The organism is Streptomyces sp. 63XJN7_1_ISO-PGPR-S23-121 (genome assembly GCF_056173025.1).
Genome location: NZ_CM149653.1, coordinates 2,024,468 through 2,048,001, shown reverse-complemented (window position 1 = coordinate 2,048,001; position 23,534 = coordinate 2,024,468). Strand labels below are relative to the sequence as shown.

Here is a 23,534-nt window from a genome sequence, read left to right as displayed (position 1 = left end):
CGGCTCCTGTGTTACGAGGTCTGTTCGTGGCGCGCGCGGTAGCCGGCCATCGAGGTGAAGAAGGGCGACGGCTCGAGCGTGGGGTCGCCGGTGTAGCCGAGCTCCCCGGCGGCGCGGGCGAACGGGGAGTACGGCGAATCCGTCTCCCGCAGGCCCGCCTCCAGGCATCCGCGGGCGGCCGTGGCGACGCGGGCCTCGACGTCCAGGCTCTGCGTGATCGCCTCCCGGGCCTGCGTCTCGTCGAGTTCGACGCCGTAGGGCGTGCCGTCGGCGCGGCGGTAGGGGTGGCCCAGGTAGAGGCGGCGCGGGCGGATCTCGTCCCGCAGGTACTCCAGGCCGGCGCGGTAGGCGACCGGGTCGGTGTAGCCGGGGAAGCCGTTGGCGGCCCCGTGGACCTGGACGGCGTCGCCGGTGAAGACCGAGCGCCGCCCGTCGACGACGTAGGCGACCGAGCCGGGCGTGTGGCCGGGCAGGGCGTGCACGGACACGGTGACGTCGCCGCCGAGGGAGAGGGTCTCGCCGCCCCTGACCAGCAGGGACGGCTCCATCTCCCCGGAGATGACGGCCCGGGCGGCGGCCGTCACCTTCGCCTCGCCCTCGGGGTCGCCGAGGTACCGGCCCCGCCCCGCGAGGTACTCCTCCACATGGGCGCGGCGGGAGCGGAGCATCGGCGCGTCGGCCTCGTGGACGACGACCTGGGCGCGCCGTCCGGTGAGTTCCCACAGGGCGTGCGCCCCGCCGACGTGGTCGATGTGACCGTGGGTCAGCAGGATCCAGCGCACGTCCTCGATGCGGCGCCCGATCGCCTCGAGGGCCGGGGCCATGCCCTCGGCGGGCGAGGTGGCGATGCCGGTGTCGACGATCGCCGGTTCGGGCGCGTCGATGAAGAAGCTGTACAGACCGAACCGGCCCCACGGCGACACCAGGGGGTGGACGTCGACTGCCTGCGTCATGGTCCTCTTTCCGAACTCGTACCGGGCCGGCCGGGTCAGCGCCGGCCGAGGAAGTCGCGCGTCTCCCCGAAGACCTCGTGGTACTCCGGGATCCAGGAGAAGTGCTGGACGAAGCCGTGGCCCGCGCCCGCGTACCGGCTGACCTTCGTCTCCACCCCGGCCGCGCGCAGCCGCTCGCCGTACAGCTCGCCCTCGTCGCGCAGCGGGTCGTGCTCGGCGGTGACGACGAGTGCGGGCGGCAGCCCGGCGAGGTCGGCCCGCTTGATCGGCGACACGAGCGGGTCGGCGGGGTCGGCGCCGCTGTCGAGGTAGAAGGCGTTGAAGGGCTTCAGACCCTCGGTCTCCAGGCCGTAGCCCTTGGCGTTCTCGCGCAGGGAGGCGTAGCGGTCGACGTCGAAGTCCAGGTCGAGCGAGGGGTAGTAGAGGATCTGGTGGGTGATCCGGTCGAAGCCGTCGTCGTGCGCCCTGGCGGCGACCGCTGCGGCGAAGGTTCCGCCGGAGCTGTCGCCGGCGACGGCGAGGGTCGTACCGTCCCAGCCCAGGCCCGCGTCCTCCTCGGCGACCCAGCGCACGACGGCGTGGCAGTCGTCGAGGCCGGCCGGGAAGGCGGCTTCGGGGGCCAGGCGGTAGCCGACGGAGACGACCTTGAGTCCGGTCTCCCTGGCCAGCGAGCGCGCGACGTGGTCGTGGGTCTCCAGGCTGCCGAGGAAGAACGCCCCGCCGTGGAAGTAGACCAGTACGCCGTGGCCGTCGGCCTCGTCCGGGGTGTAGACGCGGACCGGCACCTCGCCGGCGGCCGTCTTCGCGGTGACGTCCTCGACGGCGTGCAGCGGCAGGCGCTCGTCGAGCGGGGGTACGTGCGCCTCGTCGGCGGCGCGCATGGCGACGGGGTCGAGCGGGCCGCCGTCGGGGGCCGGCAGGCCGGCGAGGAACGTGGCGATCTCGGGGTGCAGGGTCATGGTGTCACTCCTGGGGGGCAGCGGCGGCGGGCTTCTGGCCGGGGAAGACCTCGGCGATCTCGTCCTCGGTCCAGCCCTGGCGCGAGATGCGCTGAAGTTCGTCGGTCACCGGCTTGCGGGTCGCCTGGTAGAGGGCGAGCGCCTCCTTCACGGAGCCGGCCTCGCGCAGGGCGTCGGCGAGCGCGCCGCCGTCCTCGATGGCGGAGTTGGCGCCCTGGCCCTGGTGGTGCAGCATCGAGTGGGCCGCGTCGCCCACGAGGACGACGGAGTCCGAGTGCCATGTGCCGACCGGGTCGATGTCGTACACGGCGCGGATGTTGACGGTGTCCATGTCGAGGTCGCGGGTGATGCTCACCAGGCGCTCGTCGAAGCCCTCCACCGTCCTCAGGAGGTCGTCCTTGGTGACCTGGGGCGTCCAGGTGCCGTCGGGGCACAGGGCGGTGATGTCGAAGGACACCTGGCCCCGGTGGCGCAGCGGCAGCAGGTAGACCTTGGTGCCGCGGCCGATGTACATGCGGAGGTTGTCGTCGGTGACCATGCCGTGGGCGGCGTCGAGGGAGATGACGGCGCGGTAGGCGTGCTCACCGGCGAACACCGGGCTCTGGTCGCCGAACAGCTCCCGGCGCACGACCGACTTGATGCCGTCGGCACCGACGACCAGGTCGGCCTCGACGGTCCCGCCGCCGGCGAAGGTGAGGACGGAGCGGTCACCCTTGTCCTCGACGCTCTCGAGCTTGTGCCCGAGGTGCACCATGCCCTCGGGGAGGACGCCCATGAGGGCCTCGATGAAGTCGCCGCGGTGGATCAGGTGGGTGTGGGTCTGCTCGCCGGCGGCCGGCCACGTCTCCTTCATGATCGGGTCGCCGGTGGCGGTGAGGATCTCGAAGTACTCGCTCGGCGAGGTCACCTTCGCGATGGCGTCGAAGATCCCCCACTCGCGGAACCGGTTCATGGTGGCGGGGCGCAGACCGATGCCGGCCCCGACCTCGCGGATCCGGTTGGCCTGCTCGTAGACGTCGACCCGGGCGCCGAGCAGGCTGAGGGCCTTGGCCGCCGCCGCGCCGCCGTAGCCCGCTCCGACGACGGCGATCTTCAGGTTCTTCAATTCCGAGGACTGCATGGGGGTTCTCGCTTTACTTCTGAAGGGTGAGGAAGTCGGCCGGGTTGTCGACGAAGATCGTCTCGATGGCGTCGTCGTCGAGACCCGCGGCGCGGAGGTCCGGGATGAGGTCCTCGAAGATGTAGTTGACGGTGTGGCCCTTGACGCCCGGCCAGCCGAGCGGGCTGCAGTTGGCGTCGGCGGAGGCGAGGACCTGCTTCAGCCGGCGGCCCCCGTCGACGAACCGCAGGAAGTGGTCGAGGCGCTCCTTGCGGGGTCGGGCCCAGAACGGCGGGTCGGGCAGCTCGGTCTCGTAGCCGAAGGTGTCGAAGCCGATGCGGCCGCCCTGCTCGGCGATCCACACGTCGCGCGTCCTGTCGGCGTTCACCCCGTCGTCGACGTGCCCGAAGAGGACGCGGTCCAGCGGCAGGCCCTCTTCCTCGAAGATGGAGATCGCGTTCTCGGCGTCGATGGCCAGGTGGGTCAGGACGGGTGCGCCCGTGGTGAGCGCGGCGCGGGCGGCGGCGCGGTAGATGCGCTTGTCCAGGTCCGTCATGCGGCCGCCGCGGCTGACGCCGACCTTGATGACGCCGGCGAGGCCGCCGGTGTCCCCGATGCCGACGGTGATCTCGTGGACGAACTGCCGCGTCAGGTAGTCCACGTCGGCGTTGGCGAAGTGCGGCAGGGCGGTGTCGCCGCCGACGAAGCCGCTGCAGGCGACGATGTGCACGCCGGTCTTCGCGGACAGCGACTTGTAGTAGTCGACGTCACGGCCGTTGCAGATGCCGGTCGCGTCCACGAAGGTGCCGCCGCCGTACTCGTGGAAGGCGCGCAGCTTCGGGACGGTCTCCTCGTAGCGCTGCTCGGGGGTCTTCCACCACTTGGTGTCCAGTTCGGAGCCGGGCATCCCGTACCCGATGTGCTCGTGGACCGCGACGAGTCCCAGCTCCTCGGCCGGGACCGGCCCCAGGACCGTGTTCACTCTCGACACAACACTCACCTTTGAGTAGAGACTTGACGGTTGTCGGTGCCGGCGCGCTCAGCGCACCGACAGCAGGTCGCGCGGGTTCTCCACGAGAATCCGCCGCGCGTCCTCGTCGCTGAGACCGTGTGTCTTCAGGAGCGGGACGAAGGTGGTCAGGACGTGGCTGTACGGCAGGTCGTTGCCGGTGTGGCCCTTGGCCACGCCGGTCGCGCCGGCCGACAGCAGGATCCGGCCGGCGAGGCCGGCCTCGACGAGGCCGGCGACCAGCTCGGCGCGCTCGGCGTCGGTGAGGTGGGTGTCGTCCTCGGTGCCCACGTGGTCGAGGGCGACGTAGGCGCCGCGGCGGGCGACCTCGAGGGGCGCACCGGAGGCGACGGCGTCCCTGCGGTCGAGTCCGCCGACGGCGACCCGGTCGGCGGGGAGCTTCTCGTCGAGGACGATGTCGAGGTCGTGGAGGGCGTCCTTGCCGTAGCGGACGGAGACCGCCACGCCGGTGCTCAGTGCGGTCCGGGCCGCACCCCGGAAGAGGCTCTCGTCGGTCGCGGTCATGCCCTCACGGGTGGCGGCGGTGGCCACCAGGCCCGCCGCGCCGCGGCGCTCGACCCGCGGGACCACCATGCCCTCGGTGATCTCCTTGGTGAAGAGGTCGGCGAACTTCTCCGCCGGCCACGGCGTGGGCGGGTTGGTCTGCGGGGTGAGGAAGTAGCCGCCGAGCAGTTCCTCGGGGCCCTGGCCCGTCGAGGCGACGATGTGCACGCCGGTCGTGCGGGCGAGGGCCTCGTACAGCCGGACGTCGCGGCCGTGGAACATGCCGGTGCTGTCGACGATCGTGCCGCCGCCGTGGGCGCGGAAGTCCCTGAGCCTCGCGGCCAGGATCTCGAAGACCTCGGCGCGGTCGATGCGGATGTCGAAGGCGTGCTCGGCGCCCGGCACCACCGACAGCAGCGCCTCGTGGACCGAGACGACGCCCAGCTCGTCGGCCGGCACGGGGCCCAGGACGGTGTTCACGGTGGTGGTCTTGACGCTCATGCCTGCCTCACGTCTTCCGGGGTGGGATGCGCACGGCACACCCTGTGGCTGCGGTCACGGTAGCCATTCGCTTTACACCCCGTCAATGAAACGAACACCACGAAAAAACAAAGTTCCAGGGGTTGCGCGAGGAGTTCCGAAGGCCTTTCGCCGCCCGTCCTCCGGGGCTCTACATGCACGCGGTGCATGGAGTGGCATGTAAAGCATTCACTTGTTCGATGCCAGGGGGACGACTTCACTGAGGGGCATGAGCACCCCTCCCACCTCCGACGTCGACCTCTTCGCCGACGAAGTGGTCCTCGACCCCTACCCGGTCTATGCCGAACTGCGGGAACGGGGCCCCGTCGTCCACCTCCCGGAGAACGACGTCCACGCGCTGACGCGGTACGACGTCGTCCGTGACGCACTCGCGGACTGGGAGTCGTTCTCGTCGGCCTCGATCGCGTTCAATCCGCCGGCCAACGAGGCGCTCACCGGAACGTCGCTCGCCTCCGACCCGCCCGTGCACACCCAGCTGCGCGCCACGCTCACGGAGAACCTGTCCCCGCGTGCGCTGCGCGGTCTCAAGGCCGGTATCGAGACCAAGGCGGACGCCCTCGTCGCCCGGCTCGTCGAGAAGGGTTCCTTCGAGGCCGTCGACGCCCTCGCCCGGGCCTTCCCGCTGGAGGTCGTCGCGGACCTGATCGGCTTCACGGGCCACGTGCGCGACAACATGCTGCGCTGGGGACAGGCCGCCATGCAGGTCCTCGGCCCGATGAACCAGCGCACGGCCGACGCCTTCCCCGTCGCCGGCGAGCTCTACGCCTGGTGCTCGCAGGTCACGGCCGCGGACCTGGCCGAGGGTTCCGTGGGCCGCGGCATCTTCGACGCCGAGGCGCGCGGAGCGATTCCCGCGGACACGGCCGGCCACATCATCCACCAGTACCTCGGCGCCGGTGTCGACAGCACCATCGCGGCGATCGGCAACGTCGTCGCCCTCTTCGCCCGGCACCCCGACCAGCTCGCCCTGGTCCGCGCCGACCCCTCGCTGGTGCCGGCCGCGTTCAACGAGGTGCTGCGCTTCTGGCCGCCCATCAACGCCTGGGGCAGGCTCGCCACGAAGGACGTCGAGGTCGGCGGGATCCTCGTCCCGGCGGGCTCCCAGGTAGCCGTGCTGCTCGGCGCCGGCAACCGCGACCCGCGGCACTACGACGACCCCGACGCCTTCCTCGTCGAGCGCAACCCGGTCGACCACCTGGCGTTCGGCTACGGCCCGCACGGCTGTGCGGGCCAGGGACTCGCCCGCCTGGAGGCGCACGCCGTGATCGAGGCGCTGTCCCGACGCGTCGAGCGCCTCGTCGCCGGACCCGAGGTCCGTGTCCCCAGCAACACCACCCGGAGCATCGAAGAGCTCCCCGTCCTGGAGGTGATCCCCGCATGAGGATCGTTCTCGACCGTCCCCGCTGCGAGGGACACGGCCTGTGCGAGGAGGCCGCACCGCAGCTGATGCACCTCGACGACGAGGGCGAACTGGTGCTGGACCGCGAGGAGGTCGACGGGGCCGACGCCGCTCTGGCGAGCGCCGCCGCCCGTGTGTGCCCGGTCGCGGCACTGAGGGTCGAATGAGCACCGGCACCCTGGAGCGCGTGGTCGTCGTCGGCAACGGGATCGCCGGGCTCACCGCCGCCGACACGCTCCGCGAGGCCGGCTTCGACGGCGAACTGACCGTCGTCGGCGACGAACCGCACCCGGCGTACAGCCGCCCGGCCCTGTCCAAGGCGCTGCTGCTCGACGGCGACGACATGACCTCGCACGAGCTCCCGCCGGCCGGTCACGGCGCGACGGAACTGCTCGGTGTGCGCGCGACCGGGCTCGACCCGGACCGGCGGCGGGTCATGCTCGACGACGGCACGGCGCTGCCGTACGACCGCCTCGTGCTGGCCACCGGGTCCCGGGCGAGGCGGCTGTCCGGTCTGCCCGAGGAGCTCACCCTGCGCGGACTCGACGACGCGCTGTCGCTGCGCGCCCGGCTGGCCGCCAGACCGTCGGTGGTCGTGGTGGGCGGAGGCCCGCTCGGCATGGAGATCGCCTCGGGCTGCCTGGCCGCGGGCTGCGAGGTCACGGTCGTCTCCCAGGGCGTCCCGCTGGTCCTCCAGCTCGGCCCGTACCTCGCCGACGTCTTCGTCGGGGCCGCGCGGGAGCGGGGCGTCACCGTCATTGAGACCGAGGCCGCGCGGATCGAGGGGGACGGCGGGAACGCCCGGGTCGTCCTCGCCGAGGGCCGGGTCCTGGAGGCGGAGGTGATCCTGACCGCGGCCGGCGACATCCCCAACACGGAGTGGCTCGCCGGCTCGGGACTCACCGCGAAGGGGGCCGTTCCGGTCGACACCCGGGGGCTCGTACGCCCCGATGTGGCGGCCGTCGGGGACCTGGCGGCGTTCCCCACCGCGCGGGGCGTGCGCCGCGTCACCCTGTGGAGCAGCGCGATCGAGCAGGCGAAGGTCGCCGCGAGAGCCCTGGTGCGCGGCGACGAGGCGCCGCCGCTCGACTTCCAGCCGTACTTCTGGACCGAGCAGTTCGGACTGAGCCTGAAGGCGGTGGGTCACCTTCCGGCCGAGGGCGCACCGGAGTACGTCGACGGGGAGCCGGGCGGCGGCCCGGCGCTGATGCGCTGGCGGCACGGGGACGGCACGGCCGACGCCGTGGCGCTCGACTACCGCATCCCCGTCCCCCGGCTGCGCCGGATGACCAGGGCGGCCGCGTAGGGTTCGCCGCATGGGCACGGAGGCGGAGGGCACCACGGGTTCGGGTCTCGACCGGCTGGCGTCGGTCAATCTCAACCTGCTGGTGCCCCTCCTCGCGCTGCTGGAGGAACGCTCGGTGACCCGGGCCGCGGAACGGGTCGGTCTGTCCCAGCCGGCGATGAGCCACGCACTGGCGAGGATGCGGCGGATGCTGGGCGACGATCTCGTCGTCCGGCACGGGACGGGCGTCACGCTGACCCCGCGCGCGCTGGAGCTGCTCGGACCGCTGCGCAGCGCCCTGCGGCAGACGGCACGCGTGGTGAACTTCCCCTCCTTCGACCCCGCCACGGACCAGCGGGTGATCACGGTCGCACTGACCAACAGCACCGCGTTCGTCATCGGACCCCGGCTGATGCGGCTCGTCGCCGAGCGCGCCCCGCACGCCACCCTGCGGCTGCGCACGATCGCGGTGCCGACCGAGGCCACCTTCTCGGACCAGGGTGTCGACGTGGTGCTGATCTCCGAGGGGCACTTCTCGCCGCACCCGCGCGAGCGGCTCTACGACGACCGCTGTGTGGTGGTGGCCTCGGCGGACGCGCCGCCGGAGGCGGGTGCGCTCGACCTCCTGACCACCCAGCCGCACGTCGTCGTCGACACCGAACGGCGGGTCTTCCCCTACTCGGTGCTGGAGGACAGGGGCATTCCCTACCGGGTCGGCCAGTACAGTTCCGACTACCTGCTGGTGCCGTTCCTGGTCGCGCGCGGGGGCGGCGTCGCCCTGCTGCGCCACCGGGTCGCCGTCACGATGCGGACGCTGGCCGACCTGCGGATCGAGGAGTTCCCGTTCCCGCTGCCCGGCCTCGGGATCGACATGGTGTGGAATCCCCGGCTGAGCGACCAGTACTTCGTCGAGTGGCTCCGGGCGCTGCTGTTCGACGCGGCGAAGCCCCGGTGACGCCGGCCGCGGCCCCCGTCAGGTCAGCAGCCGTACCCAGCTGTCGGCGAGCTCGTCGAGCATCTGATCGCGCGTGATCTTCCAGTCGGTGCGGTCCCAGTGCTGGGCGACGTAGTCGAGTTCGGCCATCGCGAGGACACCGCGGAAGTGCCGCTGATGGGGTTCGAGGCGTCCGGCGGCCGTCAGTCCGTCCTCGATGTCGCCGACGGCCTCCTCCAGCCACCGCTCGACCAGGTCGGGGAGTTCCGGGTCGACCACCGAGGCGTCGCGGCCGATGCGGATGATCGGCCGGATGGCCGGCCAGATGTCGGCGGTCCGCCGCAGCCACGCCATGACCGCCTCCGGCGTCCCCTCGGCGACGGTGTCGACGAGGTCCCGGGCCGTGGACCCGTGCTCGGGCGAACGCACGCGCTGGAGCGTCTCGTTGAGCTGCTCGTCGATGAGCGCCTTCATCAGTTCGCTGCGGGAGGGGAAGTACGCGTAGAAGGTCACCCGGGTGGTGCCCGCGGCGGTCGCGATGTCGTCGACCGTGGTGGCGGCGTACCCCTTCGTCTTGAACAGCTCGAGTCCCGACTCCAGCAGCAGACGGCGGGTCATCTGCTTCTGTGCCTCACGAAGGTTCGCCATGGCGGAGATCCTAACGCCGTCTCCGCATGGCGAACGCACGCACCGGACCGCGTCCGGACACGTCGTCCGTGTTCTTTACGGGCAGTGAAGCATCACGGGTGGAGCTCGACGGAGAGCCGCTCCCGCAGTTCCGCCGTCGTGATGCCGTACGTCTCCAGCACCCGGACCCCGTCGGGGCCGACGGCGAAGACGCCGTGGTCGGTGTAGACGCGGTGGACGCAGCCGGGCCCGGTGAGCGGGTAGGTGCACGCGGGGACGAGCTTGGGGGCGCCGTTCCGGGTGAACAGCCTCATCATCACCAGGACCCGCCGCGCCCCGACGGCGAGGTCCATCGCGCCGCCCACGGCGGGGATGGCGTCGGGGTCGCCGGTGTGCCAGTTGGCCAGGTCGCCGTGCTGGGAGACCTGGAACGCGCCGAGCACGCAGACGTCCAGGTGGCCGCCGCGCATCATCGCGAAGGAGTCGGCGTGGTGGAAGTACGCCGCCCCGGGCAGCTCGGTGACCGGGACCTTGCCGGCGTTGGTGAGGTCGGGGTCGACGTCGTCGCCGGTCGCGGCGGGGCCCATGCCGAGCATGCCGTTCTCGGTGTGCAGCACGATCCCCGCGTCCGGCGGCAGGTGCTCGGCGATCCTGGTCGGCTGTCCGATGCCGAGGTTGACGTAGGACCCGGCCGGGATGTCGCGGGCGATGCGGGCGGCGAGCTCGTCGGTGGTGAGCGGGCCCCGGTCGGTCCGCTCCGGCAGGGTGGTGGTCATCAGCGGGCTCCTTGCACGGTGAGCCGGCGGGCCTCGGCCCGTACCAGGCGGTCGACGTAGATGCCCGGGGTGACCACGGTCTCCGGGTCGATGTCCCCGATGGGCACGATGCCGGTGACCTGGGCGACGACGGTGGTCGCCGCGGTGGCCATGACGGGACCGAAGTTGCGGGCGGTCCTGTGGTAGACGAGGTTGCCCATGGTGTCCGCGCGGTGGGCGGAGATCAGGGCCACGTCCCCCTTGATGGGGTGCTCCAGGACGTGGACGCGGCCGTCGATCTCCCGCGTCTCCTTGCCCTCGGCCAGCGGGGTGCCGACGCCGACGGGACTGTAGAAGGCGCCGATGCCCGCCCCGGCGGCCCGCATCCGTTCGGCGAGGGTGCCCTGGGGGACGACCTCCAGCTCGACGCGTCCGGCCCGGTACAGGTCGTCGAAGACGTAGGAGTCGCTCTGCCGGGGGAAGGAGCAGATCACCTTGCGCACCCGGCCGGCCTTGAGCAGCGCGGCCAGGCCCACGTCCCCGTTGCCGGCGTTGTTGGAGACCACGGTCAGGTCCGTGGCGCCCTGCCGGATGAGGGCGTCGACGAGGTCGAACGGCATGCCCGCCAGGCCGAAGCCGCCCACCAGGACCGTCGAGCCGTCCTCGATGCCCGCCACGGCCTCGTCGGCCGTCGCGGCGATGGTCGTGGTCATCCCCGGCTCACCTCGTCGGTCACGTTCTCCAGGACCACGGCGAGGGCCTGGCCCACGCCGATGCAGACGGCCGCCACGCCCCAGCGCCGCCGCCAGAGGCAGGCGTCGCTCATGCCGCCTCACCCGCGGGCACCGCTTCCCCGACGGGCGCCGAGTCCAGCGGGATCGGCGTGAACATCTCGGGCTCCTGGTCCGGGGTCAGCGCGGTCGGGCCGTACAACCAGTCCGTGAAGGAGTAGTCGTAGGTGTCGCGGGCGCGCAGCAGCACGTTGCGCCGCTCGCGGGCGGGACCGTCGAGGTGCCACAGCTCGCCCCACTTGCGGGACGTGGTCAGGACGCGGCGGCAGTGCTCCGGGCGGACGGCCTCGTAGGCGGCGAGCGCGGCGGTCCAGGCGACGGTGCCGTCCTCGGCGCTGTTGCGGGCGACGTGCTCGCCGAGCACCCAGCCGTCCTCGATGGCCATGATCGCGCCCTGCGCGATGTACTGCAGCGGCGGGTGCGCGGAGTCTCCGAGCAGCGCGATCCGGCCGTGGACCCACGTCATGACCGGGTCGCGGTCGAACATGCGCCACCACTTGTCCCGCCACATGAAGGGCAGGCCGTCCCGGACGAAGTCGCAGGTCCCGGCGAAGGCGGCGTCGAGCTCGTCGGGCGTGCCCCAGTCGTCCCGGCCGGCCAGGGCCTTGGGCGACTCGAAGACGGCGACCTGGTTGAGCATCGCGCCGCCGCGCAGGCCGTAGTGGACGAAGTGGCACCGGGGGCCGATGTGGACCACGACCTCGCCGAGGTCGACGGACTTCACCCGCGGCTGGTCGGCGGGAACGGTGCCGCGGTAGGCGACGTAGGCCGAGGAGACCGGCTGGTCGTCGACGAACAGCTTGCGGGCGGGCGAGTGCAGGCCGTCGGCGGCGATCACCATGCCGGCCTCGTGGGTCCCGCCGGAGGCGAGGGTCACCCGGGCGCCGCCGTCCGTGTTCTCGTACGAGGTCACCCGGGCGTCGTTGACCAGCCCGACGCCGGCGCGCTCGCAGGCGCGCAGCAGCAGGCCGTGCAGGTCGCTGCGGTGGATGACCAGGTACGGATAGCCGTGGCGCTTCTCGAGGTCGCGCAGGTCGAGCCGGGTCAGCTCGTCGCCGTCGACGGCGTCGCGCATGACCATCGCGTCCGGGACGACGCCGAGGCCCTTGGCCTCGTCCAGCAGGCCGTAGTCGTCGAGGATGCGGGTGCAGTTGGGGGCGAGCTGGATGCCGGCGCCGACCTCGCCGAAGGCGGGGGCGCTCTCCAGCAGGCGGACGCGCAGGCCCTGGCGGGTCAGCGAGAACGCCACACCGAGGCCGCCGATGCCGCCACCGACCACGATCACATCAGGGTTGGACATGGGACTCACTTCTCTACAGCCACGGGCCGAGCCCGGGGGCGTCGGCGAGCGAGTGGGGACGGCCGGCCAGCCAGGCGGCGACCTCGGGCAGCGGGCCGTCGGGCAGCCCGGTCAGCTCCCGTTTGGCGCTGATCTCGGCGACCAGGGCGGTCAGGAAGCCCTTCGGGAGGTCGGCGAAGGTGACGACGCCGGTGCCGAGGTCGACGGCGTGGACGCACACCTCGCGGGCGCGCATCCAGGGAAGTCCGGTGGCGGGGACGGTACGGCCCTGGGCGGTGACGACCTTGTTGTGCCACTGCTCGTCGGTGAGCCCGTCCAGTCCCGCCGTGAGCCTGTGCGCGGAGTCGGTGAGCCAGGAGCGGAGCTCGCCCGCCGAGAGGGTGGAACCCTTGGCGATGCCGGCGGCGCGCTCCTCGGCGGAGGCGTACATCGGCGTCTGTTCGCCGGTGGCCGCCCAGTGCACCAGGTTGCACAGCGCGTCGGCGTTGGCGGCGACGTGCGCCACCAGGTGCTTGCGGGTCCAGCCCGGCAGCACGCTCGGGGCCGAGAAGGCGGTCTCGTCGAGGCGCGCGACGGCGTCGAGCATCAGCTCGGTGCCCGTGCGGGCCCACCCGCGGGTGTCGGCGGAGGTCCGGGGGGCGGTGGTCATCCCTCCACCACCTTGTTGGCGCAGGCGCCCAGGCCGGAGATCTCGGTAACGACGGTCCGGCCGGGGAGCAGGAAGACCTTGGGGTCGCGGGCGTTGCCCACGCCGGCCGGGGTGCCGGTGGCGATGATGTCGCCCGGCTTCAGGGTGATGACGGTGGAGATGTACTGGACCAGGAAGACCGGGTCGAACAGCAGCGTTCCGGTGTCGTCCTGCTGCATGACCTGGCCGTCGACGACCGTCTTGACCTCGAGCGCGGGGCGGACGCCGCCGACCTCGTCGGGGGTGACGACGTAGGGGCCGACCGGGGTGGTGGCCTCCCAGATCTTGCCCTGGGTCCACTCGATGGTGCGGAACTGCCAGTCGCGCACCGAGATGTCGTTCATGACGGTGAAGCCGGCGATGGCGTCGGCGGCCTGCTGCTCGTCGGCGCGGCGCACCTGCTTGCCGATCACGACGGCCAGCTCGACCTCCCAGTCGAACGCCTCGGTCTCGGCCGGCTTGACGATGTCGTCGTTCGCGCCCAGCAGGGTCTCGGCGAACTTCGGGAAGAGGGTCGGGTGGCTGGGCAGGTCCCGGCCCATCTCCTTGATGTGGTTGGTGTAGTTGTGGCCGACGCAGACGACCTTGGAGGGGTTGGGGACGACCGGTGCGAAGTCCGCGCCATCGACCGGATAGGTGGTGCCGGACGCGGTGGCGGCCCGGTTCTGCCAGCCGTCCTCGGCGAACAGTTCGCCCAGGTCGGCGTACCCGAGGTCGACGAGCCTCTCGCCGTCGAGGCGGACCGCCCGGGTGCCGTCGGCGGTGCGGATGGTGGCGAGCTTCATGTCAGGCGTCCTTCTGGGTGCGGGCGAGCTTGAGCGCCTCGAAGACGGGCGCGTCGGAGAAGCGGAACAGATCGAGGGCGCCCTCGTCGGAGTCGGACGCGCCGGCCTCGGAACGGGCGGAGAACGGCTCCCAGGACGGGACGACGAACAGGTCGCCGCGGCCGACCGTCCAGGACTTCTCGCCGACGGTCACCACGCCGGAGCCGTCGAAGACCTGGTAGACCGACGAACCGGTCTCGCGCACCGGCGCGGTCTCGGCGCCCCGGGCGACGCGGTGGAACTCGGCGCGGAGGGTCGGCAGCACGTCGGAGCCGTCGTGCGGGTTGGAGTAGCGCACCGCGGCGTGGCCGGGCTCGACGGTGCCGCCGAAGCCCTCCTTCTCCAGCAGCAGCTGGTCGCGCAGGGCCGCGTCGGTGTACTCCCACTTGTACGACAGCAGCGGGCTGCCCGGCGTGGCGGGGACGGCCGACAGCGGGCGCAGGCCCGGGTGTCCCCACAGGCGCTCGGAACGCGACCGCTCGGGGGTGATCCGCTCGTCGTCGCCGATCTCGTCGCGGCCGAACTCGAAGAACTGCGCCTCGGTGACGTACTGGAACGGGATGTCCAGGCCGTCGATCCAGGCCATCGGCTCGGCGGTCGCGTTGTGGTGGGCGTGCCAGTTCCAGCCGGCCTGCGGGAGGAAGTCACCGCGGTTCATCGGCACGGGGTCGCCGCCGACGACCGTCCACACGCCCGAGCCCTCGACGACGAAGCGGAAGGCGTGCTGGGTGTGGCGGTGCTCGGGGGCGTCCTCGCCGGGCATGAGGTACTGGATGGCGGCCCACAGGGTCGGCGTGGCGAAGGGCCTGCCCCCGAGGGAGGGGTTGGCCAGCGCGAGGGCGCGGCGCTCGCCGCCGCGGCCGACCGGCACCAGGCCGCCGGCCCGGTCCGCCAGCTCCCGCAGCCGCTCCCAGCGCCACAGGTGCGGCACGGCGCGCGAGCGCGGGTGGGCCGGCATCAGGTCGCCGATCTCGGTCCAGAGCGGGACGAGCAGCTCTTGTTCGAAGCCCCGGTAGAGCTCTTCGAGCGCCGGGGTGACCTCGGGTTGCCCCTCCGCGGCGACGGCCTGGAGCCGGACCGGGGAACCCGTTGCGGTGTCGTGGGCGATGGAGGACTGAGTCACGGCCACAGCCTGCGACGTGTCTGCCAGAAGAACATGTAGATTCTGGAGAGCAGAACATGAGGGACAGACCATGGACAAGCCGCTCAAGACGCCGCCGCCCTACCCCGTCGCCAGCGTGGACCACGCGCTGCGGGCGGCGACCATCCTGCAGATGGAGGGCGGTGCGACCGTGTCGCAGATCGCCGAGCGGCTCGGGGTCGCCAGGTCGACCGCGCACCGGCTCCTGGCGATGCTCGTCTACCGTGACTTCGCCGTGCAGGGCGAGGACCGCGTCTACCGCGCGGGGCCGGTGCTGGAGCTCGCCGCGCACTCCCAGTCCCTCGTGTCGCGGCTGCGCGCGGCGGCCCTGCCCCATCTGCACCGGGTCGTCGATCTCCTGGGCGAGACCACGAACCTGATCGTGCGCACCGGGGACACGGCGCGCTTCATCGCCAGCGTCGAATGCCGGCAGGCGCTGCGGGTCGGCTCCCGCGAGGGCATGGTGTTCCCCGCCCACCGCACGACGGCGGGACTGCTGCTGCTCGCCGACCTCACGGACGAGGAACTGGACGAGGTGTACGCCCCCGAGCGCTACCGCACCCGCCCCGCCGACCGTCCGGACCTCGACGGGCTGCGTTCGGAGCTGAGGCGTCTGCGCCGCAACGGGTTCGCCGTCAACAAGGAGCGCTCCGAACGCGGCCTGGTCGCCGTCGGCGTCCCGGTGCGCGGTCCGGACGGCACCGCGCTGGCCGGTCTGTCGGTGTCGATGCCCGGTGTGCGCTACGACCCGCATCGCCTCCGGTCACTGGTCGCCGCGCTCGACACCACGGCGCACGCGCTGGAGGGGGACCTGGCCGGGCAGGCCTGAGTCCCCGTCACGCGCCGGCGCGGACCTCTGGTGAGCACCCGGCCATTCGCCTTACACGGCGCCTTTCCATCTTAGGTAACGAACAAATCATTGACGCGCCGTAAAGCGAGTGTCATTCTCCACGGCATCCCGCCCGACTCGCGTCGCGCCCTCTCCCCCACCGCGTACGCCGAGCCGAGGCATTCCACGCTCTCGAGGCTCCCGCTTCCCGGGACGCCCCTCTTTCCCAGCCAGGGAGAACAGCAATGACGCCGAACAACGGGACGGCATGATCGGGGTCGGGGCCGCCCGCCGCTCCCCCGAGGACGAGGCACCGGCGCCCCTGGCTCCCGGCCGCGACGGCGCCCCGGCACCGGCCCCGGCGGCGTAGGTCTACTCGGCGTTCACCGCGTCCAACACCGCGCACGGCGGCCAGGAGTCGACCCTCCTGGCGCTGGGCAACACCTTCTACCACTGGGGCGGCATCATCGTGCCGCCCGGCTACACCGACCCCGTCCACCTCAAGGCGGGCAACCCCTACGGCGCCTCCCATGTGGCGGGCGACGGCGCACCCGGCGACGTGTCCCTGGAAGCGGCCCGCCACCAGGCCCGGCGCGCCGTCGACACCGCCGCCGCGCTCAGGGCCGGCCGCGCCGCCTGAGCCGGTCCGCACGACCCGCGGCCGGACCGGTCGCGGTTCCGCTTCTCGAGGAGGATGCGATGACGTCACACGAAGCCGGCATCAGGGCGCTGCTGGAAGAGCGCGTCGAGGCCTGCCGGACCAAGGACATCGACCGGCTCATGTCCCTCTACTCCGACGACGTCGTCTACTACGACGTCGTCCCCCCACTCCACTTCACGAGTCGTGAGGCGGTCCGCCGCAACTTCCTGCGGTGGTTCGGCGGTTACGAGGGCCCGATCGGCCTCGAGACGCACGAGCCGACCGTCGCGAGCGGTGACGGCGACCTCGCCTTCGCGCACATGCTCCACCTGGACTCCGGCACTCGCCGGGACGGGACCGTCATGAGCGTCTGGGTGCGCTCGAGCGTCGGTCTCGCACGGTCGGACGGCAGGTGGCTGATCACGCACGAGCACATCTCCGTGCCGATCGATCCGGAGACCCTCCGGGCGTGGTCCCCGCCGGACAGGTGAGCCGGGGCGCCGACCGTCTTTCCGTTCTCTTCCCTCAGAGCATGATGAGCAGGCGGGTCTTCGGCTTGAGCTTCCTGTTCACCGAGCGGCTCTGCACGTACACCTCCAGCTCGGGGTTGTTGCCCGCCTTCACGGAGACGGTCCCCTGGATGCCCGTGCCGAACAGGAGGCTGCGGGCGGCGTCCCCGGTGTAGGCGCGGTCGGTGTCCTTCTCGACCACGATGACCTCCTTGTTGGGCTGGACCAGGGCACGGGCGCCCAACTGGTAGTAGCAGGAGCCGCGTTCGTAGGTGACTCCCGGGTGCGAGTCGACGAACGGGCGGATCTCCATCTCCTGGTTTACCTTGAGGAGCCGGTACTTGTCGGCCGGGATCGGTTCGAGGTTCGCCCGCACGTCGTCGACGGATATGTCCTGGCCGACGGCGAACAGGTTCTTCGTGCCCCGCACACCCTGCTCGCGGCCCCTGAGGAAGCTGGTGGCGGCGGCCCGCACGGTGCCGATGGCCTCCTCCACGCCCTTCTGGGAGTCCGCGTCCCAGATGGCGATGTTGCCGGCCGGGAAACCGTAGTTCTGGGCGGTGCGCTTCGCGAGGGAGTTCGGGACGAGGATGGCGGACGTCCAGTGGCCCGGAAGTCCGTTCATCTTCGCCGAGATCCTGTCGAGCCACGGGCCGAGGATGGTCATGTCGCCGTCGTGCCGCCTGTCGCCGCCGGAGGCGTTCTCCTCGCCGTCCGTCACCACGATCTGGAGGAAGCTGTGCTCGCCGTACTCCTCCCAGATGTGCCCGAGGTCGTCCAGGGACTTCAGAGAGGCCTCGATCAGGGCCGTGGCGCCGTTGTTGACCTTGTACAGGCCCCGCATGGACGGCAGATGCTTCACGTCCATGTCCCAGACCAGGTTCTCCACCCGGTGGTCGAAGGAGTAGAGACTGATCCGGGTCTCGTGGCCGAGGCTGTCCGACTCGGCCTTCAGACCCGCCACGAATTCGTCGACGACGCGGATGAGCTGGCTCTGGTGCTGATACATGGAACCCGAACAGTCCACTACCAGCGCGACGTGGTTCACCTTGTGCTGGATCCTGTTGGCGGACATGGTTCTGCTCCTTCTGCGAGGCTCCCCGACTGATGCTCGAACACTAGGAGGAGGCACTGACAACGCCGCCTGACGCACGATCACCCGTCCCGGCGGGTCCGTGCCCGGCACCGGGGGCACACCTGCCGGGACCGGGACAGCGCGCCGCGGACCGTCGTGCCGGGACGGGCGCCGCCGAGGACGCCGGTCCGGCCGGCACCGAGTGACCGCGACCCGTCTCGCACTCGGAAATGCCTCAGAGAATTACCGGTGACCGGATCGCACCTGCGGCGGAATACGACCGGTCCGCCTCGTAAATGCGAGGGCACGGCGGACACGGGACGGGCCCGTCGGGGCGTCTCCCGCACGCGGGCCCGCGCCGTCTCCGGGGTGGCGGTGAAAGCCGGACACGGGCGGAGCCTTGACCGTCGCCCCGCGGCACCGTATTTTTCGACCGGACCGACTCGAGAGCTGCTGGAAGGGGGCGAAGTCGGATGTCGATCATCTCCGACCTGCATCGCCTCGCGCAGCGGACCGTCTGGGTCCCGGGTCGCGTAGCACACGGCTGCTGAACAGCCTCTTCTTCCCGGCGTGCCGGATCCACGGCCCCGGTGTCCTCTGATCTCCTCCCCGCCCGCGGGCGCGCCCTCGCGCGCTGATTTCCGGTCGGGTTTATCACGCTTAAGCTGCGCCACCGATAGAGAAAGCCCCTGAAATGGCGACGAGCATCATCTGTACGACCGCGCTCCGAAATGAGGATGTGCCATGGTAGCGGCACGGATCACGGTCAATGGGAAGAGCACACCTATTTCCCCGGCCGCACCCCGGACAACGGTCCTCGATTTCCTGCGCGACCGTGGCCTCACCGGGACCAAGGAAGGCTGCGCCGAGGGCGAATGCGGCGCGTGTTCGGTCCTGGTGGCCCGGCCCGGCGTGGACAAGCCCACCGACTGGGTGGCGGTCAACGCCTGCCTGGTCCCGGTCGCGTCCCTCGACGGTCAGGAGATCGTGACCTCCGAGGGCCTCGCCACCGCCGGTGCGCCCGGTACGCCGCCCGCGCTGCACCCGGTGCAGGAGGAGATGGCCGTCCGCGGCGGCTCGCAGTGCGGCTACTGCACGCCCGGGTTCGTCTGCAGCATGGCCGCCGAGTACTACCGTCCCGACCGCTGCGCGCACGCGGCCCCCGACGCGGACGGCACGGCCGACGGCGCCGACGCCGAGCACGGTCCGAACGGCTTCGACCTGCACGCGCTGAGCGGGAACCTGTGCCGCTGCACCGGCTACCGCCCGATCCGCGACGCGGCCTTCGCCGTCGGCGCACCGGCCGAGGACGATCCGCTGGCGCGGCGCCGCGAGCAGTCACCGCCCGAGCCGGTCGCCACCGAATACGCCCGGGGCGACGCCGTGTTCCTGCGGCCCGGCACCCTGGCCGAGGCGACCCGGCTGCTGCGCGAGCGGCCCGACGCGGTGGTGGTCGCCGGCAGCACCGACTGGGGCGTCGAGGTCAACATCCGTGCCCGGCGCGCGGACTGCGTGGTCGCCGTCGACCGGCTGCCCGAACTGCGGGGACTGCGCATCGAGTCCGACCACATCGAGATCGGGGCGGCGCAGACGCTCACCGAGATCGAACGGCGCCTCGACGGCGACGTGCCGCTGCTGGCGGAGCTGTTCCCGCAGTTCGCGTCCCGGCTCATCCGCAACAGCGCGACCCTCGGCGGCAACCTGGGCACCGGCTCCCCCATCGGCGACAGCCCGCCGGTGCTGCTCGCGCTGGAGGCCTCGCTGGTGCTCGCCGACGCCGACGGCGAGCGTGTGGTCCCGCTGGCCGACTACTTCACCGGTTACCGGCAGAGCGTGCGCCGTCCCGGCGAGCTGATCCGCGCGGTGCGCGTCCCGCTGCCGCTCGCGCCCGTCACGGCCTTCCACAAGATCGCCAAGCGGCGCTTCGACGACATCTCCAGTGTGGCGGTCGCGTTCGCGCTCGACATCGAGGGCGGCGTCGTCCGCAAGGCACGCATCGGCCTGGGCGGCGTGGCCGCCACCCCGATCCGCGCCCTCGCCACCGAGGCGGCCCTGGAGGGCAGGCCGTGGGTGACGGAGACCGTCGAGACCGCAGCCCGGGTACTGCGGGGCGAGGGCACGCCGATGGACGACCATCGCGCCAGCTCCCTCTACCGTTCCGCGATGCTCGGCCAGAGCCTGCTGAAGCTGTACGCACAGAACACCGAGGCGGTGCCGTCATGAGCCACCTGTCCGAGCGTCCCGAGAAGCCCGTCGTCGGCGTCCCGATGCCGCACGAGAGCGCGGCCCTGCACGTCACCGGCGCCGCGCTCTACACCGACGACCTGGTCCAGCGCACCAAGGACGTGCTGCACGCCTACCCGGTGCAGGTCATGAGGGCCCACGGCCGGATCGTCGCGCTCGACACCGCGCCCGCGCTCGCCGTGCCCGGAGTGGTGCGCGTCCTGACCAAGGCCGACGTGCCCGGCGTCAACGACGCCGGCATGAAGCACGACGAGCCGCTGTTCCCCGACGAGGTCATGTTCCACGGCCACGCGGTCGCCTGGGTGCTCGGCGAGACGCTGGAGGCGGCCCGGCTCGGTGCGGCGGCCGTCGAGGTGGAGCTCGACGAACTGCCCTCCCTGGTCACGCTCCAGGACGCGATCGCGGCGGGCAGCTACCACGGCGTCCGGCCCGTGATGGAGGCCGGCGACGTCGACGCCGGCTTCGCCGACTCGGCGCACGTGTTCACCGGCGAGTTCCAGTTCGCCGGCCAGGAGCACTTCTACCTCGAGACGCACGCGGCGCTCGCCCAGGTCGACGAGAACGGGCAGGTGTTCGTCCAGAGCAGCACCCAGCACCCGTCGGAGACCCAGGAGATCGTCTCCCACGTGCTCGGCGTGCCGTCCCACGAGGTCACCGTGCAGTGCCTGCGGATGGGCGGCGGCTTCGGCGGCAAGGAGATGCAGCCGCACGGGTTCGCGGCCGTCGCCGCGCTCGGCGCCAAGCTCACCGGCCGGCCGGTCCGGTTCCGGCTCAACCGGACGCAGGACCTGACCATGTCCGGCAAGCGGCACGGGTTCCACGCCCAGTGGCGGATCGGCTTCGACGCCGACGGCCGCATCCAGGCCCTGGACGCCACGCTGGTCGCCGACGGCGGCTGGAGCCTCGACCTGTCCGAGCCGGTGCTGGCCCGCGCGCTGTGCCACATCGACAACACCTACTGGATCCCCAACGCGCGTGTCGCCGGCCGCATCGCCAGGACGCACACGGTCTCCAACACCGCTTTCCGCGGCTTCGGCGGACCGCAGGGCATGCTGGTGATCGAGGACATCCTGGGCCGCTGCGCTCCGCTGCTCGGCCTGGACCCCATGGAGCTGCGGGAACGCAACTTCTACCGGCCGGGCCAGGGCCAGACGACGCCGTACGGGCAGCCGGTCACGCAGCCCGAGCGGATCTCCACCGTGTGGGAGCAGGTGCGGCGCGACGCGGGCATCGCCGACCGCAAGCGCGAGATCGCCGCCTTCAACGCCGCGCACCCGCACACCAAGCGGGCCCTCGCGGTCACCGGCATCAAGTTCGGCATCTCGTTCAACCTCACCGCCTTCAACCAGGGCGGCGCGCTGGTGCTGATCTACAAGGACGGCTCCGTCCTGATCAACCACGGCGGCACCGAGATGGGCCAGGGCCTGCACACCAAGATGCTGCAGGTGGCCGCGACGACGCTGGGCATCCCGCTGCACAAGGTGCGCCTCGCCCCGACACGTACCGACAAGGTGCCCAACACCTCGGCCACCGCGGCGAGTTCGGGCGCCGATCTCAACGGCGGGGCGATCAAGAACGCCTGCGAGCAGTTGCGCGGACGGCTGCTCCAGGTGGCCGCCTCGCAGCTCGGCGCGAACGCCTCGGACGTACGCATCGTCGAGGGCGTGGCGCGCGCCCTGGGCGGCGACGGGGAACTGGCCTGGGACGACCTGGTGCGCACCGCGTACTTCCAGCGGGTGCAGCTGTCGGCGGCCGGCTACTACCGGACCGAGGGCCTGCACTGGGACGCGAAGGCTTTCCGGGGCTCGCCGTTCAAGTACTTCGCCCACGGTGCCGCCGCGACGGAGGTGGAGGTCGACGGCTTCACCGGCGCCTACCGCATCCGGCGGGTGGACATCGTGCACGACGTCGGCGACAGCCTCTCCCCGCTGATCGACATCGGTCAGGTCGAGGGCGGCTTCGTGCAGGGAGCGGGCTGGCTGACGCTGGAGGACCTGCGCTGGGACACCGGTGACGGGCCCCACCGCGGCCGGCTGCTGACCCAGGCGGCGAGCACGTACAAGCTGCCGAGCTTCTCGGAGATGCCCGAGGAGTTCAACGTCACGCTGCTGGAGAACGCCACCGAGGAGGGCGCGGTCTACGGGTCCAAGGCGGTCGGCGAGCCCCCGCTGATGCTGGCGTTCTCGGTGCGCGAGGCGCTGCGGCAGGCCGCGGCGGCGTTCGGGCCGGCGGGCGTCAGCCTGGAGCTGGCCTCCCCGGCGACTCCGGAGGCCGTGTACTGGGCGATCGAAGCCGCCCGCCGGAGCGGCGGCCGGGACGGCGGAGAGGGCGGCGCGGTCACCTCCGGCACCGACGCCCTGAGCAATGCCTGACACGACCTGGGTGGCCGCGGTCGCGGGGTTGCGGGCCCGCCGGGAAGCCGGCGTGCTCGTGACCGTCGCGGCCGTGCGCGGTCACGCCCCCCGCAAGGCCGGCGCCAAACTCGTCGTGGGGTCGTCCGCGACGTGGGGCTCGATCGGCGGCGGCAACATCGAGGCGGTCGCCATCGACCGGGCCCGTGAGCTGATCGGCGGGCACGACGCGGAGCCCGAGCTGATGGAGTTCAAGCTCAACGACAAGGTCACCAACCGGCACGGCGTCCAGTGCTGCGGCGGGGCCGTCACGGTCCTGCTCGAACCGCTGCCGGTGGTACCGGCGGTGGCGGTGTTCGGCGTCGGTCACGTCGGACTGGAGCTGGCCCGCGTCCTGGCCCGCCATCCGCTCGACCTGCACCTGGTCGACACCCGCCCCGACATGCTGACCGACGAACGGCTCGGCGTGCTGGCGGACGCGGTGGCGCGGATCCAGGTGCACCACACGCCGCTGCTGCCGGAGACGGTGCTCGAGGAGCTCGCGCCCGGCACGCACGTCCTGATCATGACGCACGACCACGCCGAGGACGCCGCACTGGCCGACGCGGCCCTGCGCACCGCCGGCCTCGGCTCGATCGGCCTGATCGGCTCGGCCGCCAAGTGGTCGCGGTTCCGGCACCGGCTGGCCACCGAGGGCGGCCACGACGAGGCCGCCATCGACCGGATCAAGACCCCGATCGGACTGGCCGGGATCACCGGCAAGGAGCCCGCCGTGATCGCGGTGAGCGTGGCGGCGGACCTGCTGCTGACGTTCGAACAGGACCGTCGCTGAGCGGCGCCGCCGAGCGGCGCGGTCCTCGAGTCAAGCCACAGGGACGACGGCGGGCCGGCCTCGTAGAAATCTACGAAGCGCCGGTCCCGGCCTGCGGGGTTTTCATGTCTTTCACCCCTAGCTGACGCCCCATGACCGGCTGTGTACTCCTCACAAGCCGCTCTTCGCACGCCGGTGGACCCCGCAGCCGGGGGTATGACGGCGGCGTCCCGCATGGGGCGGAGCATCCGGGGAAGTCCCCACCCT

At 71.9% G+C, this 23,534-nt stretch carries 22 protein-coding genes and 1 pseudogene; 10 read left to right on the top strand and 13 right to left on the bottom strand.

What is annotated here, in order from left to right; genetic code table 11:
* Positions 1–11: 11 nt before the first annotated feature.
* From AC0VYN_RS09195 to AC0VYN_RS09175, 5 genes are read right to left on the bottom strand one after another with little or no spacing between them, the layout of a single operon-like run.
* Entirely contained in the window at positions 12–953 is a 942-nt protein-coding gene (locus AC0VYN_RS09195; protein WP_475535539.1) for an MBL fold metallo-hydrolase, read from the bottom strand.
* Between the two features lie 35 nt (positions 954–988).
* Positions 989–1,912: an alpha/beta hydrolase gene (locus AC0VYN_RS09190; RefSeq protein WP_475535538.1), complete on the bottom strand. Its 924-nt coding sequence runs from the start codon at positions 1,910–1,912 to the stop codon at positions 989–991.
* A gap of 4 nt (positions 1,913–1,916) precedes the next feature.
* Positions 1,917–3,032 carry an FAD-dependent oxidoreductase gene (locus AC0VYN_RS09185; RefSeq protein WP_475535537.1) on the bottom strand — a complete coding sequence of 372 codons (1,116 nt, stop codon included), beginning with the start codon at positions 3,030–3,032 and terminating at the stop codon, positions 1,917–1,919.
* A 13-nt stretch (positions 3,033–3,045) separates the two neighbouring features.
* Entirely contained in the window at positions 3,046–4,002 is a 957-nt protein-coding gene (locus AC0VYN_RS09180; protein ID WP_475535536.1) for a phosphotriesterase family protein, read from the bottom strand.
* 48 nt (positions 4,003–4,050) lie between these two features.
* Positions 4,051–5,025 carry a phosphotriesterase family protein gene (locus AC0VYN_RS09175; RefSeq protein WP_475535535.1) on the bottom strand — a complete coding sequence of 325 codons (975 nt, stop codon included), beginning with the start codon at positions 5,023–5,025 and terminating at the stop codon, positions 4,051–4,053.
* Positions 5,026–5,272: 247 nt separating this feature from the next.
* Here AC0VYN_RS09175 and AC0VYN_RS09170 point away from each other — a divergent pair, with 247 nt between their 5' ends.
* The 4 genes from AC0VYN_RS09170 to AC0VYN_RS09155 are packed head-to-tail and all read left to right on the top strand — an operon-like array spanning position 5,273 to position 8,703.
* Positions 5,273–6,445, top strand: a complete 1,173-nt coding sequence (locus AC0VYN_RS09170; RefSeq protein WP_475535534.1) for a cytochrome P450 — start codon at positions 5,273–5,275, stop codon at positions 6,443–6,445.
* Positions 6,442–6,630, top strand: a complete 189-nt coding sequence (locus AC0VYN_RS09165) for a ferredoxin (RefSeq protein ID WP_475535533.1) — start codon at positions 6,442–6,444, stop codon at positions 6,628–6,630. The genes AC0VYN_RS09170 and AC0VYN_RS09165 overlap by 4 nt, the downstream gene beginning before the upstream one ends.
* Positions 6,627–7,769 carry an NAD(P)/FAD-dependent oxidoreductase gene (locus AC0VYN_RS09160; RefSeq protein WP_475535532.1) on the top strand — a complete coding sequence of 381 codons (1,143 nt, stop codon included), beginning with the start codon at positions 6,627–6,629 and terminating at the stop codon, positions 7,767–7,769. Before AC0VYN_RS09165 ends, AC0VYN_RS09160 begins: the two co-directional genes overlap by 4 nt.
* Before the next feature lie 10 nt (positions 7,770–7,779).
* Complete coding sequence (locus AC0VYN_RS09155) at positions 7,780–8,703, top strand: LysR family transcriptional regulator (RefSeq protein WP_475535531.1); 924 nt, start codon at positions 7,780–7,782, stop codon at positions 8,701–8,703.
* An 18-nt stretch (positions 8,704–8,721) separates the two neighbouring features.
* Here the strand turns inward: AC0VYN_RS09155 and AC0VYN_RS09150 are convergent, their stop codons facing one another.
* The 7 genes from AC0VYN_RS09150 to AC0VYN_RS09120 all read right to left on the bottom strand — a co-directional run bounded on the left by AC0VYN_RS09150 (position 8,722) and on the right by AC0VYN_RS09120 (position 14,790).
* A complete protein-coding gene (locus AC0VYN_RS09150; protein WP_475535530.1) occupies positions 8,722–9,330 on the bottom strand; it encodes a TetR/AcrR family transcriptional regulator in 609 nt (202 codons plus the stop codon).
* Positions 9,331–9,422: 92 nt separating this feature from the next.
* Entirely contained in the window at positions 9,423–10,085 is a 663-nt protein-coding gene (locus AC0VYN_RS09145; RefSeq protein WP_475535529.1) for a 3-oxoacid CoA-transferase subunit B, read from the bottom strand.
* A complete protein-coding gene (locus AC0VYN_RS09140; protein ID WP_475535528.1) occupies positions 10,085–10,777 on the bottom strand; it encodes a 3-oxoacid CoA-transferase subunit A in 693 nt (230 codons plus the stop codon). The genes AC0VYN_RS09145 and AC0VYN_RS09140 overlap by 1 nt, the downstream gene beginning before the upstream one ends.
* A 109-nt stretch (positions 10,778–10,886) precedes the next feature.
* Complete coding sequence (locus tag AC0VYN_RS09135) at positions 10,887–12,140, bottom strand: FAD-dependent monooxygenase (protein WP_475536840.1); 1,254 nt, start codon at positions 12,138–12,140, stop codon at positions 10,887–10,889.
* 28 nt (positions 12,141–12,168) lie between these two features.
* The gene (locus AC0VYN_RS09130; protein WP_475535527.1) at positions 12,169–12,804 is read right to left on the bottom strand and encodes a maleylpyruvate isomerase N-terminal domain-containing protein; all 636 of its coding nucleotides are present in this window, start codon (positions 12,802–12,804) and stop codon (positions 12,169–12,171) included.
* Positions 12,801–13,628: a fumarylacetoacetate hydrolase family protein gene (locus tag AC0VYN_RS09125; RefSeq protein WP_475535526.1), complete on the bottom strand. Its 828-nt coding sequence runs from the start codon at positions 13,626–13,628 to the stop codon at positions 12,801–12,803. Before AC0VYN_RS09125 ends, AC0VYN_RS09130 begins: the two co-directional genes overlap by 4 nt.
* Before the next feature lies 1 nt (position 13,629).
* Complete coding sequence (locus AC0VYN_RS09120) at positions 13,630–14,790, bottom strand: cupin domain-containing protein (RefSeq protein ID WP_475535525.1); 1,161 nt, start codon at positions 14,788–14,790, stop codon at positions 13,630–13,632.
* Between the two features lie 70 nt (positions 14,791–14,860).
* Here AC0VYN_RS09120 and AC0VYN_RS09115 point away from each other — a divergent pair, with 70 nt between their 5' ends.
* The 3 genes and pseudogenes from AC0VYN_RS09115 (at position 14,861) to AC0VYN_RS09105 (ending at position 16,768) form a co-directional block, all read left to right on the top strand.
* On the top strand, positions 14,861–15,637 hold the full coding sequence (locus AC0VYN_RS09115; protein ID WP_475535524.1) for an IclR family transcriptional regulator: 777 nt from the start codon (positions 14,861–14,863) through the stop codon (positions 15,635–15,637).
* A 370-nt stretch (positions 15,638–16,007) separates the two neighbouring features.
* Positions 16,008–16,277 (top strand): annotated as a pseudogene (locus AC0VYN_RS09110) (NADPH-dependent FMN reductase family protein); the annotation flags it as partial.
* A 59-nt stretch (positions 16,278–16,336) separates the two neighbouring features.
* Positions 16,337–16,768, top strand: a complete 432-nt coding sequence (locus tag AC0VYN_RS09105) for a YybH family protein (RefSeq protein ID WP_475535523.1) — start codon at positions 16,337–16,339, stop codon at positions 16,766–16,768.
* A 34-nt stretch (positions 16,769–16,802) separates the two neighbouring features.
* On the opposite strand, the gene AC0VYN_RS09100 is transcribed toward AC0VYN_RS09105, so the two are convergent.
* Positions 16,803–17,861: a vWA domain-containing protein gene (locus AC0VYN_RS09100; RefSeq protein WP_451692565.1), complete on the bottom strand. Its 1,059-nt coding sequence runs from the start codon at positions 17,859–17,861 to the stop codon at positions 16,803–16,805.
* A 744-nt stretch (positions 17,862–18,605) separates the two neighbouring features.
* On the opposite strand from AC0VYN_RS09100, the gene AC0VYN_RS09095 reads away from it, so the two are divergent.
* Genes AC0VYN_RS09095 through xdhC form a run of 3 tightly spaced genes read left to right on the top strand, consistent with a single transcriptional unit; the run spans position 18,606 to position 23,288 of the window.
* Complete coding sequence (locus AC0VYN_RS09095; protein WP_475535522.1) at positions 18,606–20,084, top strand: xanthine dehydrogenase small subunit; 1,479 nt, start codon at positions 18,606–18,608, stop codon at positions 20,082–20,084.
* On the top strand, positions 20,081–22,477 hold the full coding sequence (gene xdhB / locus AC0VYN_RS09090; protein WP_475535521.1) for a xanthine dehydrogenase molybdopterin binding subunit: 2,397 nt from the start codon (positions 20,081–20,083) through the stop codon (positions 22,475–22,477). Before AC0VYN_RS09095 ends, xdhB begins: the two co-directional genes overlap by 4 nt.
* On the top strand, positions 22,470–23,288 hold the full coding sequence (gene xdhC, locus AC0VYN_RS09085; protein ID WP_475535520.1) for a xanthine dehydrogenase accessory protein XdhC: 819 nt from the start codon (positions 22,470–22,472) through the stop codon (positions 23,286–23,288). Before xdhB ends, xdhC begins: the two co-directional genes overlap by 8 nt.
* Positions 23,289–23,534 lie beyond the last annotated feature (246 nt).

Bases quoted from the DNA above. Each gene is read 5' to 3' on its own strand.
- AC0VYN_RS09195 (WP_475535539.1), bottom strand. From the start codon at position 953: ATGACGCAGGCAGTCGACGTCCACCCCCTGGTGTCGCCGTGGGGCCGG.
- AC0VYN_RS09190 (WP_475535538.1), bottom strand. From the start codon at position 1,912: ATGACCCTGCACCCCGAGATCGCCACGTTCCTCGCCGGCCTGCCGGCC.
- AC0VYN_RS09185 (WP_475535537.1), bottom strand. From the start codon at position 3,032: ATGCAGTCCTCGGAATTGAAGAACCTGAAGATCGCCGTCGTCGGAGCG.
- AC0VYN_RS09175 (WP_475535535.1), bottom strand. From the start codon at position 5,025: ATGAGCGTCAAGACCACCACCGTGAACACCGTCCTGGGCCCCGTGCCG.
- AC0VYN_RS09170 (WP_475535534.1), top strand. From the start codon at position 5,273: ATGAGCACCCCTCCCACCTCCGACGTCGACCTCTTCGCCGACGAAGTG.
- AC0VYN_RS09165 (WP_475535533.1), top strand. From the start codon at position 6,442: ATGAGGATCGTTCTCGACCGTCCCCGCTGCGAGGGACACGGCCTGTGC.
- AC0VYN_RS09160 (WP_475535532.1), top strand. From the start codon at position 6,627: ATGAGCACCGGCACCCTGGAGCGCGTGGTCGTCGTCGGCAACGGGATC.
- AC0VYN_RS09155 (WP_475535531.1), top strand. From the start codon at position 7,780: ATGGGCACGGAGGCGGAGGGCACCACGGGTTCGGGTCTCGACCGGCTG.
- AC0VYN_RS09150 (WP_475535530.1), bottom strand. From the start codon at position 9,330: ATGGCGAACCTTCGTGAGGCACAGAAGCAGATGACCCGCCGTCTGCTG.
- AC0VYN_RS09145 (WP_475535529.1), bottom strand. From the start codon at position 10,085: ATGACCACCACCCTGCCGGAGCGGACCGACCGGGGCCCGCTCACCACC.
- AC0VYN_RS09140 (WP_475535528.1), bottom strand. From the start codon at position 10,777: ATGACCACGACCATCGCCGCGACGGCCGACGAGGCCGTGGCGGGCATC.
- AC0VYN_RS09130 (WP_475535527.1), bottom strand. From the start codon at position 12,804: ATGACCACCGCCCCCCGGACCTCCGCCGACACCCGCGGGTGGGCCCGC.
- AC0VYN_RS09125 (WP_475535526.1), bottom strand. From the start codon at position 13,628: ATGAAGCTCGCCACCATCCGCACCGCCGACGGCACCCGGGCGGTCCGC.
- AC0VYN_RS09115 (WP_475535524.1), top strand. From the start codon at position 14,861: ATGGACAAGCCGCTCAAGACGCCGCCGCCCTACCCCGTCGCCAGCGTG.
- AC0VYN_RS09105 (WP_475535523.1), top strand. From the start codon at position 16,337: ATGACGTCACACGAAGCCGGCATCAGGGCGCTGCTGGAAGAGCGCGTC.
- AC0VYN_RS09100 (WP_451692565.1), bottom strand. From the start codon at position 17,861: ATGTCCGCCAACAGGATCCAGCACAAGGTGAACCACGTCGCGCTGGTA.
- AC0VYN_RS09095 (WP_475535522.1), top strand. From the start codon at position 18,606: ATGGTAGCGGCACGGATCACGGTCAATGGGAAGAGCACACCTATTTCC.
- xdhB (WP_475535521.1), top strand. From the start codon at position 20,081: ATGAGCCACCTGTCCGAGCGTCCCGAGAAGCCCGTCGTCGGCGTCCCG.
- xdhC (WP_475535520.1), top strand. From the start codon at position 22,470: ATGCCTGACACGACCTGGGTGGCCGCGGTCGCGGGGTTGCGGGCCCGC.